18 protein-coding genes are annotated in these 19776 nt (G+C 33.4%); 10 read left to right on the top strand and 8 right to left on the bottom strand.

The window, feature by feature from the left end; translation table 11 throughout:
* Window positions 1-26 precede the first annotated feature (26 nt).
* Window positions 27-1328, top strand: coding sequence for a hypothetical protein (locus JJQ60_RS00595; RefSeq protein ID WP_201916005.1), 1302 nt, complete (start codon window positions 27-29; stop codon window positions 1326-1328).
* 116 nt (window positions 1329-1444) lie between these two features.
* Here JJQ60_RS00595 and JJQ60_RS00590 read toward each other — a convergent pair whose 3' ends face one another.
* A complete protein-coding gene (locus tag JJQ60_RS00590; RefSeq protein WP_201916004.1) occupies window positions 1445-2851 on the bottom strand; it encodes an MATE family efflux transporter in 1407 nt (468 codons plus the stop codon).
* Between the two features lie 303 nt (window positions 2852-3154).
* On the opposite strand from JJQ60_RS00590, the gene JJQ60_RS00585 reads away from it, so the two are divergent.
* From JJQ60_RS00585 to JJQ60_RS00565, 5 genes are all read left to right on the top strand, one after another.
* Window positions 3155-3502: a T9SS type A sorting domain-containing protein gene (locus JJQ60_RS00585; protein WP_201916003.1), complete on the top strand. Its 348-nt coding sequence runs from the start codon at window positions 3155-3157 to the stop codon at window positions 3500-3502.
* A 126-nt stretch (window positions 3503-3628) separates the two neighbouring features.
* Window positions 3629-4609, top strand: coding sequence for a LuxE/PaaK family acyltransferase (locus tag JJQ60_RS00580; RefSeq protein WP_201916002.1), 981 nt, complete (start codon window positions 3629-3631; stop codon window positions 4607-4609).
* A 2-nt stretch (window positions 4610-4611) separates the two neighbouring features.
* Window positions 4612-5634 (top strand): hypothetical protein, encoded by a 1023-nt coding sequence (locus JJQ60_RS00575; RefSeq protein ID WP_201916001.1) that lies wholly within the window; start codon window positions 4612-4614, stop codon window positions 5632-5634.
* Between the two features lie 6 nt (window positions 5635-5640).
* The gene (locus tag JJQ60_RS00570; RefSeq protein ID WP_201916000.1) at window positions 5641-6159 is read left to right on the top strand and encodes a DUF350 domain-containing protein; all 519 of its coding nucleotides are present in this window, start codon (window positions 5641-5643) and stop codon (window positions 6157-6159) included.
* Between the two features lie 89 nt (window positions 6160-6248).
* Entirely contained in the window at window positions 6249-6698 is a 450-nt protein-coding gene (locus JJQ60_RS00565) for a YHS domain-containing (seleno)protein (RefSeq protein ID WP_201915998.1), read from the top strand.
* 146 nt (window positions 6699-6844) lie between these two features.
* Here JJQ60_RS00565 and JJQ60_RS00560 read toward each other — a convergent pair whose 3' ends face one another.
* Window positions 6845-7564, bottom strand: coding sequence for a LytR/AlgR family response regulator transcription factor (locus JJQ60_RS00560; RefSeq protein WP_201915996.1), 720 nt, complete (start codon window positions 7562-7564; stop codon window positions 6845-6847).
* A 68-nt stretch (window positions 7565-7632) separates the two neighbouring features.
* The gene (locus JJQ60_RS00555; protein WP_201915995.1) at window positions 7633-8694 is read right to left on the bottom strand and encodes a sensor histidine kinase; all 1062 of its coding nucleotides are present in this window, start codon (window positions 8692-8694) and stop codon (window positions 7633-7635) included.
* A gap of 272 nt (window positions 8695-8966) precedes the next feature.
* Between JJQ60_RS00555 and JJQ60_RS00550 the strand changes: the two genes are divergently transcribed.
* Window positions 8967-11363, top strand: a complete 2397-nt coding sequence (locus JJQ60_RS00550; protein WP_201915994.1) for an outer membrane beta-barrel family protein — start codon at window positions 8967-8969, stop codon at window positions 11361-11363.
* Between the two features lie 132 nt (window positions 11364-11495).
* Here the strand turns inward: JJQ60_RS00550 and tyrS are convergent, their stop codons facing one another.
* Window positions 11496-12791: a tyrosine--tRNA ligase gene (gene tyrS, locus JJQ60_RS00545; RefSeq protein WP_201915993.1), complete on the bottom strand. Its 1296-nt coding sequence runs from the start codon at window positions 12789-12791 to the stop codon at window positions 11496-11498.
* 111 nt (window positions 12792-12902) lie between these two features.
* Between tyrS and JJQ60_RS00540 the strand changes: the two genes are divergently transcribed.
* Window positions 12903-13910 carry an SDR family oxidoreductase gene (locus JJQ60_RS00540; RefSeq protein WP_201915992.1) on the top strand — a complete coding sequence of 336 codons (1008 nt, stop codon included), beginning with the start codon at window positions 12903-12905 and terminating at the stop codon, window positions 13908-13910.
* On the opposite strand, the gene JJQ60_RS00535 is transcribed toward JJQ60_RS00540, so the two are convergent.
* Genes JJQ60_RS00535 through JJQ60_RS00525 form a run of 3 tightly spaced genes read right to left on the bottom strand, consistent with a single transcriptional unit; the run spans window position 13885 to window position 16456 of the window.
* Window positions 13885-14391, bottom strand: a complete 507-nt coding sequence (locus JJQ60_RS00535; protein WP_201915991.1) for a DUF4296 domain-containing protein — start codon at window positions 14389-14391, stop codon at window positions 13885-13887. The genes JJQ60_RS00540 and JJQ60_RS00535 overlap by 26 nt on opposite strands.
* A complete protein-coding gene (locus JJQ60_RS00530; protein WP_201915990.1) occupies window positions 14388-15728 on the bottom strand; it encodes a dihydroorotase in 1341 nt (446 codons plus the stop codon). Before JJQ60_RS00530 ends, JJQ60_RS00535 begins: the two co-directional genes overlap by 4 nt.
* Complete coding sequence (locus JJQ60_RS00525) at window positions 15725-16456, bottom strand: polyprenol monophosphomannose synthase (protein WP_201915989.1); 732 nt, start codon at window positions 16454-16456, stop codon at window positions 15725-15727. Before JJQ60_RS00525 ends, JJQ60_RS00530 begins: the two co-directional genes overlap by 4 nt.
* 181 nt (window positions 16457-16637) lie before the next feature.
* Between JJQ60_RS00525 and JJQ60_RS00520 the strand changes: the two genes are divergently transcribed.
* Both JJQ60_RS00520 and JJQ60_RS00515 read left to right on the top strand, forming a co-directional pair.
* Entirely contained in the window at window positions 16638-17294 is a 657-nt protein-coding gene (locus JJQ60_RS00520; RefSeq protein WP_201915988.1) for a DUF4271 domain-containing protein, read from the top strand.
* Window positions 17295-17320: 26 nt separating this feature from the next.
* Entirely contained in the window at window positions 17321-18067 is a 747-nt protein-coding gene (locus JJQ60_RS00515; RefSeq protein WP_201915986.1) for a uroporphyrinogen-III synthase, read from the top strand.
* A gap of 90 nt (window positions 18068-18157) precedes the next feature.
* Here the strand turns inward: JJQ60_RS00515 and pckA are convergent, their stop codons facing one another.
* Window positions 18158-19774: a phosphoenolpyruvate carboxykinase (ATP) gene (gene pckA, locus JJQ60_RS00510; RefSeq protein WP_201915985.1), complete on the bottom strand. Its 1617-nt coding sequence runs from the start codon at window positions 19772-19774 to the stop codon at window positions 18158-18160.
* Window positions 19775-19776 lie beyond the last annotated feature (2 nt).

Raw genomic sequence — 19776 nt, 5'->3', positions numbered from 1 at the left:
CAACTAAAATTAAATAATATATCAAGATGAAAACTAGAAATTTAATTAAGGGAATTGTATTAAGTGCAGCTGTTCTTTTCAGCGCATGCACAATTCAGGAAGACAATATAGGGGATGTAATCATAAATCCAGGAGGAGCAGATAATAACGGAACAATAATTCTTGAAGGACAAATTACAGAAGATCTTACCTTAACCTCAGATGAGGTGTATGAATTAAGAGGTGGTGTATCAGTTGTAGATGGTGTTACTTTAACTATTGAAGGAGGAACCAGAATCATTGCTGGCAATACTGGAGGAGTATTTGCCTATTTAGCAATTGAACAAGGAGCCAAAATTATGGCTGAAGGTACCGCTAACTCGCCAATAGTATTTACTTCAAACAAATCAACTCCAAATCCAGGAGATTGGGGAGGATTACTACTTGCTGGTAAAGCTCCTATTAATAGAGGAACAACTGCTACTACCGAAGTTGCTAATCTTACTTATGGAGGTACTGATCCAACAGACAACTCTGGAATATTACGTTATGTACGTTTAGAATACACTGGAGGAAAAATTAATGCAGATGCAGAATATAATGGGCTTTCTCTTTACGGTGTTGGTAACGGAACAACTTTAGAATATATTCAGGCATTTAATGGTAATGACGACGGTATTGAATTTTTTGGTGGTACAGTAAATCTAAAATATGCGATCGTAACTGGCGCTGGTGACGATTCTTTTGACTGGACTGACGGATGGACCGGAAACGGACAGTTTTGGATTGCTCAGCAAACTACAAGTGCTGGTGATAGAGGAATTGAAGCTGATAATTTAAAATCTAATAATGCCGCTGCTCCTTTCTCAAATCCCACTTTATCAAACATTACTTTAATCGGTGCTGAAGATGGAGATGGTAAAAACAAAGGAATCTTACTACGACGAGGTACAAAATTAACCATGTACAATTCAATTATCAAGGGATTTCCAAGCAAAGGAATTGAATTAAATGATGATCAAACTTTTACAAATCTAAACAACAACGAAATCGTATTTAGAAATTCGATCATTGATAATGTAAACTCTTTTGATCTAAGCGGCGGTACATCTACGGTAAATCCAGCAGATTTTTCTGAGTATCATAACTATTCTTTGGATCCAACCGGAACGGCTATCCCAAATGACTTTAAAATTAACGGTTTCACAGGTACTTATCAATATTCTGCTACTAAAGACGGGGTGGATAATTTTGACCCATCGACGTTAGGATCATTCTTTGATGCTGCCAACTATGTAGGTGCATTACAAGAAGGAGATACTTGGGCAGAAAACTGGACTCGCATCTAGTTTATAAGATTATCTTACAAAAATGGGAAGAGGCTATCATAAGATAGCCTCTTTTTTGTTGATACTAGTATAACATTAACCAATCTCTATTTTGCTTTTTGAAACTTAGAAAATGATTACACTTGCACTTTTTTCCATGTTCCTTTTCTAAACCAGATGATTCCAATAATTGCAATCAAAACTTCGGCAAAAGTAATGGCCAAAAACACTCCCATCGCTCCCCAATCTAAAACTAAAGCTCCCAGGTAGGCAAATGGTAATTGAAACACCCAAAAACAAAAGAAATTAATAATCGTTGGTGTTAAAGTGTCTCCTGCACCATTAAAAGACTGTATAATAACCATACCATAGGCATAAAAAACGTATCCCGCAGCAATTACTCGTAGACTTAAAGCCCCATATTCTATCACTAAAGCTTCATCGCTAAAAATTTTAATGATCATTTCGGCAAACAATAAATAAAAAATCGATACCGCAATCATAAACCAGGCATTATATTTTCCCGTTTTCCAGACAGATTTCTCTGCGCGATCTGGTTTTTTCGCTCCTAAATTTTGACCAACCAATGTTGCGGCAGCATTACTCATCCCCCAAGAAGGCATTAGTGTAAACATTAATACTCTGATCGCTATTGTATATCCTGCCAATACTTCGCTACCAAACTCTGCCATTATACGCATTAAGAATACCCAACTTGATGTTCCTATAATAAATTGACCAATACCTCCTAGAGAAACTTTGATAAGGTTAAGCATAATTGTGGCCTGAAAAACAATATCTTTTAATGCTACTTTAATTTTGCTCCATCCATAAAACAGAATCAATAGTTGAAAAATCACAGCACTTCCTCTACCAATTGTTGTAGCAATGGCCGCTCCTTGCACTCCAAATGCCGGAATGGGTCCAAACCCAAATATAAACATCGGATCGAGAACAATATTTAAAAGGTTTGAGAATATAAGTACACGCATTGCAACAGAAGCATCTCCTGCCCCTCGAAACACTGCATTTATTAAGAATAAAAGCATTATGGTAACATTGCCTCCTAAGAGTATCTGAGTATATCTATATCCATCGGCTATCAAGTCTGATTCGGCTCCCATGAGCCCGAGAATTTCTTTAGGAAAAAGAATACCGATCAAACTAATGATCATAGCAACAATAATTCCTAGAAATATGGATTGTACAGCTACTTGAGACGCTCCTCGAATATCTTGTTCTCCTACTCTACGAGCAACAATTGCGGTTACTCCCATACTAAGGCCAATAGCCACTGCATATACCAAGGTAAGAACCGATTCCGTTAACCCAACTGTGGCTATCGCATTAGCCCCCAAACTAGAAACAAAATATGCATCTACAAGAAAGAAAATAGACTCCATCATCATTTCAAGTACCATAGGTACAGATAACATAAAAATAGCTCTACGAATACTACCCGAAGTAAATTCTTGCTCTTTACCAGCTACTGCTATTTTGAAATATGAGAAAAGGCGATTAATAATGTGTTTATTTTGTGCCATTATGTAAAGAATTATGAAATTAGAAATAAAAAAATAGGAAGATTAGCTAAAGAAGTTTTTAGCTTGTAAATCGCTGGGTGAGTGTGCGCACAATTATGTACATAATTCTTTATAACTTCATAATGAAACAAATATGCACCATTATTTTTGATTTTCAAAGCTATTCATGAGCTATTTTAGATATAAAAAACCGTAATTCGATTACGGAACTACCTTATAATCAATATTTAACACTATTGCACTTCAATTTTTAGTACAATTTTAATTAAAAATTGTATCTTTAACGTCCCAAAATAATAATGTATGAGAAAAATCTACTTGCTATTTATATTTGTTTGCTTAGTCTGCTTGTCCTTTACTTCAGGAATTCAAGCGCAATCGAATATAGTCGAAAAACAAGATTCAAAAAATGTAAAGATCGAGCAACTTCGTATCTTTCCTAATCCTATGCCGGCAGGAAGTGTTTTATATATTACTTCTGAACTAGGGCTGACAAAACAAGTTTCAATTTATTCGGTTTTAGGTAAGAAAATATTCTTTAAAGTCTTAATTGGAAAAGAATTAGACATCAGTCATCTTAATAGAGGTGTTTATATTATCAAGGTGACCGAAGGAACTAAAACCTCGACTCAAAAACTTATTATTGAGTAATTAGCCTTTTCGAATTTTTTATCGTTTTTCTTATACCCAATCTTATAAATTATAAGCTTTTATAATATTACCTAAAAAAGACTGCATTTTTATACCTTTGTTCTACATAATTGTTGAACATACTCCATGCAAACCGATACTATCTTTTCTATTCAAAACCATTTAGATTTTGAGCGGATTGCATTAAGAATATTTAATCATCAATACATCCATAACACCTTTTATCAAAGGTTTTGTAATCTTCTGGGGATTACGAAAGCCTCAGTAAAATCCAGCAATGACATTCCATATTTGCCTATTGAGTTCTTTAAACAGGAAAAAATAGTAAGCACTCCTTATTCTATAGAAAAAATTTTCACAAGTAGTGGCACCACAGGAAGTACTATCAGCAAGCATTATGTTAAAGACCTTGATGTCTACGAAAAAAGCTTCAGAAAAGGTTTTGAGTATTTCTATGGAGATATTAAAGAGTATGTTGTTTTGGCTTTACTCCCTTCTTACTTAGAAAGAGAAGGATCTTCATTAGTTTATATGGCAGAAAAACTAATAAAAGATAGCAGTCACCCTGAAAGCGGATTCTATCTTTATGATATTGAAAAATTAATCAAAACTCTTAAAAAAGATAGCCTTAAGAATAAAAAAATCTTACTTATAGGGGTTTCTTTTGCTTTATTAGATCTTGTAGGGCACCATAATGTTCAATTGCATGATCAAACTATCATTATGGAGACCGGAGGCATGAAAGGAAGAAGAAAAGAAATGGTTCGCGGAGAATTGCATCAACGTCTTAAAAAAGGATTTAATATTGATAAAATACATAGTGAATATGGAATGACCGAACTTTTATCGCAAGCATACTCTAAAGGAAATGGCCTTTTTTATTGCCCACCTTGGATGAAAATTTCTATTAGAAACCCCGAAGATCCACTTACTAATTTAGGGCACCACAAGACTGGTGGTGTTAATATTATTGATCTGGCCAATATTAATTCTTGTTCATTTATCGCTTCTCAAGATCTTGGAAAAGTATATGAAGATGGTAGTTTTGAAATATTAGGTAGATTTGATCATAGCGATATACGCGGCTGTAATTTAATGGCATTATAACTATGGCACAAAAAAAAGAAACAGGTTGTTTTCCATTTTTAACTATTATCCTATTTTCGGTTATTGGAAGTGGTTTTATCAAAGGACTTTTACATGTTTCAACATTTACAGCATTTATCACACTACTACTTTCACTTTCATTTATCTTTGGAAGATCCAAAAATCGAGAAAAAAACACCTTTGCATGGCGCTATCTAATCTATAGTGCATTCGTTTTAATCGTACTCTTTGGTTTGCGATATATAGTTTCTAATATCCCATCATCTGACCCAATTATAAAATCTGATATTTCAGAAAACATTTATCGAGAACGCATTTTTGAAAACGGAGATTCCATTCCTGTTTTAAGTCAAAAAAGACAATGGAATGATAACTACGGAAACTCTTTTGAAGGACATTTTTCAGTTCGGGAAAAGGACTATATATCCTCCAAAAAAGAATATTTTAATAGTGCTCAGAAACATAAACAATTATCCTGGGGAGGTCTCTACCAACATCTTGCCCAATCAGATACACCTAAGCTGGATTTAATTCTTAAAAAGCTTAAAAAAATAAAAGAATCCAATACGCTCAATCAATTTGAGTTTGCTGATATGGTGGTGACATTTATACAGGATATCCCTTACTCTTTTGTTTTTGAAAACAGTTGTAAATCTGCCGATCAATACGAAGAATCTATTCGTGTAATATTAGAATCTTGCCCCGATTGCTGTATTGGAAATATTCCTCACGGCATACAAAACCCCGTAGGTTTTATGGGAAACTTAAAAGGTGATTGTGATACCCGAACGGTTATTGTTTATGCTATTCTGAGCTATTTTGGATATGATGTTGCTATTCTGAATAGTGATTATTACAGACATTCTATTTTGGGCCTTAACATACCCGGCAAAGGAATTTATAAATTACATAATGGTAAACGATACTACATCTGGGAAACCACAAACAAATATTTTACGCTTGGTACTTTGCCCAATAACTTTAAAAATATTAATCACTGGAATATAGTGCTAACTAATACTTAAAAAATTATGCAAACCAAATTATTAACCCTTGCTTTTATTGAAATAGCTTTAGCTATTTTTGTCTCTGTATTGATCTTATTTATTTCGTTTAAGATTTTGCAAAAAGTTTTCTTTAAAAATATTTCTATTAGAGAAAATAATATGGCATTCTCTGTTTTTTCTGCTGGTATTATTTTATCTATAGGTATTATTCTTGGAGAAATCATTCCTTCGATTACCAATATGGTTCGATTATCGATGTCTGATGCACATCAAATTACCTTGTCAATAATTATTCAATATTCAGGGCTATATCTTTTTATCGGATTCATTTTCGCAATATTAATTAATACTTCCGTTTTTTTACTTTTTTCGGCTCTCACAAAGGGCATTAATGAGTTTAAAGATATTCAAGACAATAATATAGCAACTGCAATAATAGTTACTGCTACGTTACTATCCATTACTTTAATTGCCAAAGACAGTATTAGCTTACTAATCAGCGCCTTAATTCCATATCCTGAAACCACTAACTTTCTATTGTAACCCCCTGTAAATCTTATAATTATGTTAAATTTGTAATGATTAAGAATTTTTCACGTCTTAATTAATAGAACGATCATAAAATGATATTAATGAAAGAAAGTTTGACTGTATTATTCTTTATTTTTGTAGTGAGTTTAAGCGCACAACAATTAGATTATAATACAAAGAAAAGCTTTGTCGCTCAGGGATACGATGTTACAGAATATTTTAATAACCGAGCAGTCAAAGGGGATAGTAAATTTGTTGCTAAACATGATAATGTACACTATAAGTTTGCAAATCAGCAAAACTTAGAAAAGTTTAACAACAACCCTGAAAAATTTATCCCACAGTATGGGGGTTATTGCGCATACGCTGTAGCAGTAAATAGCGAAAAAGTAGATATTAACCCTAAAACTTTTGAAGTAAGAGAAGGTAAATTATACTTGTTTTACAATTCATGGGGAATTAATACACTAGATAAATGGATAGAAGAAGATGCGAAACAATTGCAGGCGAAAGCTGATGCAAATTGGCAAAAAATTAAAATAAAAAGATAATACAGTTGCATCGAACTGTATTGAATGCTAAGTTTTTTCAATAATTGATTGGTTAGTTGACAAAGCCTACTAAGAATACCTTCTGGTAGGCTTTGTTTTTTAGATCATGTATGTAAAGTTTTATTAGTTTATTGGGAACACATTCATCAAAACATCAATGCTTTGATTTTATCTGCATAACCTCTACTAACTTTTACATTTTTTTGATTCAAAAGGACGATCATATAACTCTTACCATATTTTACTACTTCTTTGATTTTATCCAAATGTACAATGGTACTACGATGAATTCGTAAAAAATGTTTTGGATTAAGTTTCTCTTCTAATACACTAATTCCGTGATTGCTAATAAAAGTGTCTGAAACGGTATGGAGTTTTGAATAATCGCCATACGCTTCTATCTGATAAATATCGCTTGTAGATAAGGTTACATATTTAGTTCCTTTTTGTACGATGATGCGTTCAGGGAATTCATGCTTCTGATGAATGTGCTCTTCAGCTAATGGAACAATTTGTTTTACCTCGCCGATACGAGAAATAGCAGTGTCAAAACGATCTTTAGTATAAGGTTTTAACAAATAATCTACAGCATGTACTTCAAAGGCTTTCAAGGCATACTGATCATAAGCTGTACTAAATACAATCTGTGGAAGTTCTTCTAGATGTTGCAACACGTCAAAACCATTCATTCCTGGCATTTGTATATCCATAAATACCAAGTCAGGTTTAAACTCATTAATAATTTTGACAGCATCTACACCATTATTGGCTTCACCTAATAAAACCAAATCAGGATGTGATTCTAAATACTCTTTGATCAAAGTACGACCTGATTTTTCGTCGTCAACTATAATAACTTTTTTCATGTATATAACATCTAAAAAATTCGCAGTGTTTTTAGTTACACACCACACACAAATTTCATATCAAAAATTTAAATACTAAACTGTACTATTAAGCCCCTTGGTCGATTATCGGACAAAAATAGCCCTGAGTTGTACATCTTTTCCAATCGTTTTTGTGTATTGCTTAAGCCTACACCAGTATCCATTACAGAAACCTTATCAGGTACCCCAACTCCAGTATCCTTAATTTCAAATAATAAAACTCCGTTCTCTTTCTCTTTGACAGTAATATCAATATGTCCACCGTCAGTAAGTGGAGAAATGCCATGTTTTACAGAATTTTCTACTAAAGGTTGTAATAACATCGGAGGAATCTGTCTATTGAGTAACGCCTTATCTACATTGATAGTGATCTGCAAGCGATCTTCAAATCGTTTCTGTTCTAGATCCAGATATTTACGTACGAAATCCAATTCATCCTTTAGAGGAACCAAGTCTTCTCTACTTGCCCGCAGCTGATATCGGAATAGATCCGATAAATCGGCAACCATTTCTCGAGTACCCTCCATCTCTTTTGGAATACTGGCATTGATTGTGTTAAATACATTGTATAAAAAATGAGGGTTTAGTTGTGCTTTAATAGCACTTAACTCACTCTTTAAAGCAGTATTTTTTAGCTCGATCTCATAACGAATTTTACGTTGATTACTTGTATAATATTCGTATGCATGAAATATTGCAAATTGAATCATATAGATAAGTGCGGGAATATAAATATCCCATTTTTCAGGATTTCCTTCTAAATGCATCATATCAAAGCGATCGCATACCCAATAATATCCTTTCCAGGCAATAAGTATAAAAAAAGGTAATGTTATCAGATGTAATAGGATACGGTAGCGAAGTGGCCATTTGTAAAAAACTCTAAAAATCAACCACCAAATCAGTGCGGTAGCCATAAACATCAAAACGTATTGTAATCCACTAGTATCAAACCATTCCCATAAACTAAATAGCTTTTCCCATCGATCAGGTTTTTCCCAGTAAATTGTCCAAAGTGTAAATCGATATGCAAACGATAGTAATAAATATAAACCAATAACCGCAGCTATTTCACCAACTTTTATTCCGTAAATTCTTTTGTTCCACATAAAGTTTAATCTTTCAAAATTGGACATTGCATTATTTCACTATTCTTTCAAACTAAAATACTACTATATAAATAGTAGCCAAAGAGCATCATACACAAATAGACACTTACAAAACTACTTGTTCACTTTATACGTATCAAGAATTTCCCGATCAATGGCCCTATACACAGATAAATTGCACCGGGTCCATTGATCGATCCATTGGACCACTCGACCAAAAACTCTTTTAACCATTTCTAAAAACATTCACCTTTGGATCAAAATTAGAAATTATGAGATCATTATTATTTATTTTAATCTACTTAGTTACAAGCATTGTCAACCTTATGTCTGCACAAACTATTAGCGGAAATGTCCAGGATTTATCCAATCAACCAGTCCCTTACGCTAATGTTATTTTGAAAGATGCCGATCAAAAACTAATAAAAGCCGGAATTACTAATGATAAAGGTGTGTTTTTATTAAAAGACATTGAGAGTAATACATACCAAATTACTATTAGTAGTATTGGTTTTACAGCCTACAACAAAACTTTTGCATTTTCGGATAATGCATTGACTTTAGGAACTATTACTCTTGAACAAAACGAAGAATCTCTTGAAGAAGTTACTATTACCACCAAAAAACCAATTGTAGAGGTAAAACCTGATAAAACAGTATTTAATGTTGCCGAAACGATTACATCTTCCGGAAATAATAGTTTGGATGTGCTTCGCAAGGCTCCAGGAGTTCGCGTAGATAATAATGATGATATTGTAGTTGAAGGTAAAAACGGAGTACTTATATATATTGATGATCGTCAGAATTTTCTTCAAGGAGATGATCTTACTACATTTTTACAGTCGTTACAAGCAGATGAAATAGAGAGCATTGAAATTATCACACAACCTTCTTCAAAATATGATGCTGCTGGAAATGCCGGAATCATTAACATACGTCTTAAAAGAGAAAAAGGACTGGGTACCGTAGGTAGTTTTTCGAATACGTTGACCTATGGTGATTTTTTAAGAAATAATAGTCAACTAGGAATTACGACTAAAACAAAAAAGTGGACACTTAACGCCAATTACAGTAATTTTATTGGGAAACCTACTAGTTTTATTAACCTTTATCGTGTACAAGGAGATAATATTTTTGATGCTCGTTCAACATCTGAAAATGATGTAATTAATCACAATATTCGAACCTCAGCAGATTATATAATTAATACAAAAAACACAATTGGTATTTCTGCAAATCTTTCTTTAAGAGATGCTTCTTCAGAAACAAATTCTAGAACTCCGATCATTCAAAGAAATACTGGTGTAATTGACAGTATCTTGCTGGCACCAAATAGCAATGAAAATGAAAGTCTAAACCTAAATACCAATCTTAATTATCGATATAAAGATACACTAGGCAGAAGCTTGCTAATTGATCTAAACTATGGTCGTTATCAAAGAAATCGCTTTAATAATCAGCCCAATTTTTATATTACTTCACAAGGAGATCCACTCAATGAAAATATTACCGCACAAGATACTCCAATCGATATAGACATTTATGTAACCAAAGTTGATTATGAACAAAAATTAGGAAAAGGAATGTTATCTCTAGGATCAAAGCTTTCTTTTGTTAAAACTGACAACACATTTGACTTTTTTACTATTCAAAATAGAATTCGTTCTTTGGACATGGACAGAAGTAATACTTTTGTATATGATGAAATTGTTACTGCAGGTTATATAAATTACAATTTTGGAATTAACAAATTCAAGATACAGGCAGGATTACGTGTAGAAAACACTGATTCTAAAGGAGACCTTGCTGCTGCGAGTCCAAATGATAACAAAACTGTAAAACGAAAGTATACAGATTGGTTTCCATCTGGCGGACTTACGTATCAAGCTTCTCAGAATCATTCCTTAGCATTACTATATAGTCGTCGAATACAACGACCCAATTATCAAGCATTAAACCCGTTTGAATTTCAATTAGATGAATTAAGTTTTAGAAGAGGGAATCCTTTTTTACAACCCCAGTATACGGATAATCTAAAACTATCCCATACCTATAAGTACACACTTACCACTAGTCTAAGTTACTCCTTTATAAATGACTTCTTTGCACAAATAACTGAAGCAGAAGGCGAAAACAGGAACTTTATCAATACCCGTAATGTTGCAAATCAAGAGGTCATTAATCTGAGTATTTCTTACCCTAAAAAAATCAATAATTGGTGGAATATTTACATGAGTGGTTATATATATTATAGTGATTTTAAGCCTACAGACTCTTCATTTATTGCAGTCGACCAAACCACTTATGGTGGATATGCACAAAGTACGTTTACACTTAGCAAAGGATTGACTTTTGAGTTAAGTGGTTGGTACAGCAGCCCTTCGATCTGGGGTGGCACCTATGCTACCGAATCTTTAGGTTCTTTAAACATCGGTATACAAAAGAAATGGGATAATTGGACTGTAAAACTTACTGGCAATGATATTTTATATACGATCCCATGGAGAGGAACCACGCAGTTTGGAAATCTTTTTATTGATGGAAGTGGTGGTAGTGATAGTAGAACGGTACAATTTTATATTAGCCATTCTTTCGGAAACAAAGATGTAAAGGCTAAAAAACAGAAAAAATCAGGGCTACAAGACGAGCAAGACCGCATAAATAATTAACAACTAGGTCATTTATCAATCAAATAGCTTTATGTAAGCTCGTATGGTCCAAAATCTCTTGACTCCTGTTTTTAAATACAGTCTCAGAAGTCAAGAGATTTAACCCTTAGTTTTTAAATCCAACAGAGTTCTTTAAACCACTCTAATTACAAAATAGTTCTTTTTACCACGTTGTAATAAGACAAATTGATTGTTAATCAAATCTTTACTTGATATAGAAAAACCTTCCGTAACTTTTTCTTTATTTACTGAAATAGAATTCTCTTTTAACGCTCGCCTGGCCTCTCCATTTGATTTTAAAAAACCAGTATGCTCGGCCAATGCCCCAATAATATCCAAACCATTATCAATCATACTTCCTGAAATTTCGGCTTGTGGCACACCATCAAAAACATCTAAAAATGTAGCTTCATCCAAATCTTTCAGATCTGCTGAAGTCGATTTTCCAAACAGGATATTTGATGCTTTTATAGCGTTATCTAAATCTTCTTGAGAGTGTACAATCACAGTAACTTCATCTGCCAATCTTTTTTGTAGGATTCTCATATGGGGCGCTTCTTTATGCTCAACAATAAGGCTTTCTATCTCTTCCTTATTTAGAAAAGTAAAAATCTTGATGTACTTTTCAGCGTCTTCATCACTGGTGTTTAACCAATATTGGTAGAACTTATACGGTGAGGTTCTATTAGCGTCTAACCATACATTACCTCCTTCAGATTTCCCAAATTTTGATCCATCAGATTTTGTAATTAATGGGCATGTAAGGGCGTATCCTTTTCCGCCTGCTATTCTTCTAATCAACTCTGTTCCAGTAGTAATATTCCCCCATTGATCACTACCGCCCATTTGCAATGTACAGTCATGATCTCTATACAAATGTAAAAAGTCATATCCTTGAACTAATTGATACGTAAACTCTGTAAACGACATCCCTTCAGAAGATTCTGAAGAAATTCTATTCTTTACAGAATCTTTAGCCATCATATAGTTTACCGTAATATGTTTCCCTACATCTCTAATAAAATCAAGGAATGAAAATTCTTTCATCCAATCGTAATTATTTACTAATACTGCGGCATTCGATGCATCACTTTCAAAATCCAAAAACCGGGATAACTGAGCTTTTATGGCTTCCTGGTTATGTCTAAGTGTTTTTTCATCTAAAAGATTACGCTCTGCAGATTTGCCAGATGGATCTCCAATCATACCTGTAGCGCCACCTACCAAAGCAAAAGGTTTATGTCCAGCTCTTTGATAATGAGCCAATAACATAATCGGAACCAAGTTGCCAATATGCAAAGAATCTGCAGTAGGGTCAAAGCCTACATATGCAGATCTCATCTGTTCTAGTAAGTATTCTTCGGTACCGGGCATAGCATCATGTAGCATTCCTCTCCAGCGTAACTCTTCTATAAAATTCTTAGTCATTTTTTTATCATTGAATTAAGACGCGACAAAGATAAAAATATGGTTAATATGGAGCTATCAATACGGCAGAAATCCTAAATATGTTTACTTTAGTACAGCAGAACAAATACTATGATTTTAATTACAGGAGCAACAGGGTTGGTAGGCACTCACTTATTAGTTCAACTGATAAATGAAAAACAACCTATACGTGCATTATATAGATCAGAAGCTAAAAAAGAATACGCCAAAAAAATGTTTTCTTATCATTTACCTGAGAAAGCACATCTGTTCGACTCTATAGACTGGGTTAAAACTACAATAAATAATATTCCTGAATTATCTGAAGCCTTTACAGAAATTACACATGTATATCATTGTGCTGCAAAAATTAGTTTCAACCCTTCTCATTATAAAAAACTGAGAAAGGTGAATATTGAGGGCACAGCCAATATTGTAAACCTTTGCTTAATTCATAATGTAAAAAAGCTATGCTACGTTAGCTCGATTGCAACTCTAGAAGAAGATCCTGCTACATCGTTTATTGATGAAACCGTAGAATGGAATCCCGAAACTCAAAAATCGGTATATGCAATTACTAAATATGGTGCCGAAATGGAGGTCTGGAGAGGAACTCAAGAAGGGTTAAATACAGTTATCGTCAACCCAGGAATTATTATCGGACCCGGTTTTTTTAATGGTGGCAGTGGCTTTTTGTTTAAAAGAATATATGCAGGAATGCGGTACTATACCACCGGAGCAACAGGATATGTAGCCATAAAGGATGTTGTAAACGTCATGCATCAACTTATGAAAGGAAACCATACTAACGAAAGATATATTCTGGTTGGAGAAAACTTAAGTTATAAGGATGCATTTTCTATGATTGCCAAAGCATTAAAAAAGCCTGTACCAACAAAAAAAGCGTCTCCTTTTTTACTAAAACTAGCCTATAATATCCAAAGAATTAGTCATTTCTTTTTTAGAACTAAGCGCTCTATATTCAAATCTTCGATACGTAGTGCTCTTTCAAATTCGTTCTACAAAAACGATAAAATCAAAAACGAGTTAAAGTATACATTTACACCTGTTCAAGATGCAATTGAAGAAACTGCTACTGCTTTTTTAAACGAGGTTTAAGCCTCTTCTGTTTTGCTTTTTCTATATCTTCTTCAATGGGTTTTAATTCTGAAGGAATTATAAGTTTATCCTTGTCCTGTAAGGTATCCTTGCTTTTCAATATAGAATCTTCAACTTTTTTAATTGAATCCTCTTCTTTTTTCAGCTTTTCAAAAGCATCTCTGGATTTTTCTAAATTACCTTTTACGCGCTTAAAAATCTCTTCATACTTTTCTAATTGACCAGCATACCAGGTATTATTCTCAGCAAAAACAATACTATCAATACCATATTTGTTTAGAATATACTTTTCTGGATTGATTTTCTTTTGTTCAAATACTTTTCTATTTGAAGACTTGGCTGCCTTTACAAAAGCTATATCTGTAAGAATTTCAACCATACGATCTTCGCCTATCAAAACTTTAGGTTCTGATGCCTTGTCAATGCTTTGGCATGCAAGTAACATCAAACACCATATACTATATTTTATAGTTCTAATCATCTATCAAAAGTTAACCGTTGCGCTAGTTTTACATCATAAAACCTAGAATTTTCATACACCAAACCTCCATTAACAAAAGTATGCGTAATTCTTGATTTAAATGTAGTCTCTTCGAACGGAGACCAACCGCATTTATAAAGTATATTATCTTTAGTCACTGTCCATGGATCATTAAGATCTACCAAAACAGCATCTGCAAAGTATCCTTCTTTAATATACCCTCTTTTATGAACTTGAAATAAAATTGCGGGATTATGACACATTTTTTCGACAATTTTTTCTAGACTAATTTTACCTTGGTGATAAAATTCTAGCATTGCGGTGAGCGCATGTTGCACTAATGGACCTCCAGAAGGTGCTTTTGTATACACATTATCTTTTTCTTCAGCGGTATGTGGAGCATGATCTGTTGCAATCACGTCTAATCTATCATCTAATAAAGCCTCGAATAAAGCTTCTCTATCTTTAGATGTTTTTACCGCGGGGTTCCATTTAATTAAGGTTCCTTTTTCTTTATAATCTGCATCTGAGAACCATAAATGATGAATACATACTTCTGCTGTAATTTTCTTCTCTTTAAGCGGAATTTTATTCGTGAACAAATCCGTTTCTTTTGCCGTAGAAAGGTGAAAAACATGTAACCTAGCACCCGTTTTTTTTGCCAATTCTATCGCTTTTGACGACGACAGATAACAAGCTTCTTCGCTCCTGATAATAGGATGAAGCTCTATTGGAATATCCTCTCCGTACTGCTCTTTATATTTTTTAGTATTATCTCTTATCGTCTGTTCATCTTCGCAATGTACCGAAATTAAAAGATCTGTAGATGCAAATATTTTCTCTAAAACTTCGGGATTATCAACAAGCATATTTCCCGTAGATGACCCAAGAAACAATTTTAAGCCTGCCACATTTTTTTTATCTACCTTTCTTATTTCTTCCAGGTTATCATTGGTTCCTCCAAACATGAAAGAATAATTAGCATAGCTTGTTTTTGCAGCTATTTCAAATTTTTCTTCTAATTTCTCTATGGTTGTAGTTTGAGGGACAGTATTAGGCATTTCAATAAATGAAGTTATGCCTCCTGCAACAGCAGCTTTAGACTCTGTCGCAATATTAGCCTTATGAGTAAGACCAGGCTCTCTAAAATGTACTTGATCATCTATTACTCCTGGGATTAGATATTTCCCTTCTGCATCGATTATTTGAACATGGTCTGATTTAGCACTAATATGCGATGCAATTTCTTTGAAGATTCCATTTTCTATATAAATGTCACCCTTAAAAATCGTTCCTTCATTAACAATGTTTGCATTTTTAATAAGTACACTATTCATATCTCATAACTTTTAAATAAGCTCTTAAATTTCATTCTTATAACTCCAAAAACTGCTTCAGAAATAATCCCTTTACTCATTTTTGAAGTACCTCTTGTTCTATCTGTAAATATTACCGGGATTTCTTTTATTTTAAACTTTAGCAAATATGCTTTAAACTTCATTTCAATCTGAAAAGCATATCCCACAAACTTGATTTTATCTAAATTTATTTTCTCTAACACCTCTCTTTTATAACAGATAAATCCTGCGGTTGTGTCATGAATATCCATTCCGGTAATAAAACGAACATATTTTGATGCTAGCCACGACAATAATACTCTACTCATTGGCCAGTTTACAACATTTACTCCTGTAACATATCGAGACCCTATCGCAACAGAAGAAGATCCTTTGGAACATGCATTATACAATCGTATCAAATCATTAGGATTGTGCGAAAAATCGGCATCCATTTCAAAAATATATTCATAAGAGCGCTCTAGAGCCCATCTAAAACCGGCAATATAAGCAGTACCTAGTCCTAATTTACCCTCTCTTTGTAACAAAAAGAGTTCGTCAGGATATTCTAATTGCAACTCTTCAACCTTGCTAGCTGTACCATCAGGTGAATTATCATCTACAATCAAAATATGGAAATCACGTTGCAGCGAAAATACATTCTTAATGATACGCTCCACATTTTCAATTTCATTATAGGTAGGAATGATAACTAAGGCATCTGCCATCTATACTATTTTTCAAGCAAATATAACCAAATAATCATTCCTTCCTACTACAGAAAAACTTGTTCAGAGCGCATAGATTATAAATGAGGGATATAAAATGTATTTCGATTAATAATTAGGCATCTTCAACATTTTTTTGTTTTTATTCGTTAATAGATTGTAATTTTATCATCTGTATTATATGGAATTTATTACTAGAGAAATACTATCAACCAATTGGCTTACCGTTTTAATCGTGATATGCCTAGTTTTATTGGCTACTGCCAAAAGTATTAATGCCTTAAGGTTTTATGATTTTGTAGCACTTTTTAGTAACAATAAGTATATTATATCATATCAAAAGCCAAATAAGCTTTCTTCTTTATTTAATATTACTTTATTGTTATTGCAAATTGCTTCAGTATCGCTATTCTTATACTTATGTTTTGATGTTTTTGAATGGCGGACAACTCCAATCGAAATCACTTTATACTTTAAAATAGCAATAATTTATACTGTAATTGTTATTTTCAAAGTATTAATTGAAAAAATTATTGCTACTATTTTTTCCATTGATGCTATCATTGATGAATATCTTTTTTATAAAATATCATACCGCAATTTTACTGGATTGCTTTTATTACCAATTAATATAGTGTTTATATACACTTTTGAGCCTTCAAAAATTGCCTTTATAATATTGTTAGTTGCGATTGCTATTCTTAACATTATTATACTCGTTTCTTTCTACAGGAAAAATGAAAATATAATTTTGAACCACTTATTTTATTTTATTTTGTATCTTTGCGCACTTGAAATCGCGCCTTATTTTATACTATATAAGTCCATTAAGTACTAAGATAGGAACGTAAGAAAAGAATATTTATGAAAGTGAAAACAATTTTGGTCTCGCAGCCGGAGCCTAAAGTAGAAAATTCACCTTATTTTGATCTAGAGGAAAGGGAAAAAGTAAAAATTGACTTTATTCCATTCATTCATGTAGAGGGAGTCGATGCTAAGGAGGTAAGATTGCAAAAAGTGGATTTATCACAATACACCGCTATTATTCTTACTAGCCGCAATTCTGTCGATCATTTTTTTAGAATAGCTGAAGAAATGCGATATAAGGTTCCTGATACTCTAAAATATTTCTGTCAAAGTGAGGCGGTTGCATACTATTTGCAAAAATACGTTGTATACCGAAAAAGAAAAATCTATGTTGGAAAACGTACTTTTCAGGAGTTATCACCTCTTATAAAAAAGTATAAGAACGAGAAGTTTTTGTTACCATCATCTGATAAGCTAAAACCATTAATTCCAGAAACTTTAGATAGTTTAAAAGTGGATTGGAAGCAAGGTGTTTTTTATAAAACTGTAGTAAGTGATCTTTCTGATTTAAGAAATGTATTTTACGATATTTTAGTTTTCTTTAGCCCTTCAGGAATCCAATCACTATTTGAAAACTTTCCAGATTTCAAGCAAAACGATACTAGAATTGCAGTTTTTGGAAATTCTACGGTAAAAGCTGCCGAAGAGCACAATCTTATCGTAAATATTCAAGCACCAACTCCAGAGACTCCGTCGATGACTATGGCGCTTCAAAAATATATTAAAGAAGTAAATAAAAAGTAGAGCTAGAACTTCTTCTCTCTTTAACAATAAAAATAATAAAGCCCGAAATTTAAATTTCGGGCTTTATTTATTTATAAAAAGTATGCTTTCTTAGAAAGAATATCGTTGAGGACCTCCTCTACGAATCTCTTCATTAGCATACGATTCAAATTTCTTGAAATTCTCTCTAAATGCATTTGTTAATTTAAATGCAGTTGTATAGTAAGCTTCATCGTCGTTCCAGGTTGCTCTCGGACTTAAAACACTATCCGGAACGCCAGGACAAGTTCTAGGTTGAGCTACTCCAAACACCGAGTGAATATGATAGTCATCATAAGAATACAAACCTAAATCACCATTTAATACAGCCTGTATCATCGCTCTGGTATACTTAAGTTTAATACGCGTACCAACACCATATGGTCCACCTGTCCAACCTGTGTTTACTAACCATACATTTACCCCTGTATCTTTCATTTTTTTGATTAACATCTCAGCATATTCAGCTGGATGTAAAGGCATAAATGGCGCTCCAAAACAAGCCGAAAAAGATGGTTGTGGCTCTATAACGCCTGCTTCAGTTCCGGCAACTTTTGCCGTATATCCAGATATAAAATGGTATGCAGCTTGACTTGGTGTCAATTTAGAGATTGGAGGCATTACCCCAAACGCATCTGCAGTTAAAAAGAATATATTCTTTGGATTTTTACCGATTGAAGGCTCCTTGATATTTTCGATATGATGAATCGGATAACTTACTCTCGTATTTTGTGTAATTGATGTATCTGCAAAATCTACTTCATTATTATCATCAATGATTACATTTTCCAGAATCGCTCCTTTCTTGATAGCTCCATATATTTCTGGCTCTTTTTCTTGAGACAAATCAATCACTTTTGCATAACACCCTCCTTCAAAATTAAAAATAGTGTTTTCTTTAGTCCATCCGTGCTCATCATCACCAATTAATTTGCGATTAGCATCTGTAGATAATGTAGTTTTACCTGTTCCAGAAAGTCCAAAAAATATTGCGGTGTCTCCTTCTTCGCCAACATTAGCAGAACAGTGCATTGGAAAACAATCACGTTCTACCGGAAGAATAAAATTTAATGCAGAAAAAATCCCTTTTTTAATTTCTCCAGTATATCCTGTTCCTCCTATGAGAGCTATTTTTCTATCAAAGTTTAAAATCGCAAAATTATGCTGTCGAGTACCATCAACTTTAGCATCTGCCATAAATCCAGGTGCATTGATCACAGTCCATTCTGGATCAAAACTTTTCAATTCTTCGTCTGTAGGCCTCAAAAACATATTGTAGGCAAACATATTAGACCAAGGATATTCATTGATAACCCTTATATTTAGCCTATACTCCGGATCAGCACAAGCATAGCTATCTCTTACAAAGATTTCTTTCCCAGATAAATATTTGGTTACCTTATCATATAATGCATCAAACTTTTCTGAATCAAAAGGAAGGTTAATATCGCCCCACCACACTTTATCTTTTGTGATATGATCTTTCACAATAAAGCGATCCATTGGAGATCGACCGGTAAATTCTCCTGTGTTAATTGCCAGTGCACCAGATTTGGTTACTCTCCCTTGACCTTTTTGCACTGCCTCTTTCTCTAGATCTTCTGGAGATAATTGGTAGCGCATTGTAGCATTTTCAATACCGTAATGCTTTAACGAAAACGTTTTCGTAGTTGGATACAGTGGTTCCATAA

Origin of the sequence: Aquimarina mytili (assembly GCF_016735115.1) — a bacterium.
GTDB classification, from domain to species: domain Bacteria; phylum Bacteroidota; class Bacteroidia; order Flavobacteriales; family Flavobacteriaceae; genus Aquimarina; species Aquimarina mytili.
The sequence above is the reverse complement of the archived record's forward strand: the minus strand, read 5'-3'. Positions and strand labels throughout refer to the sequence as shown.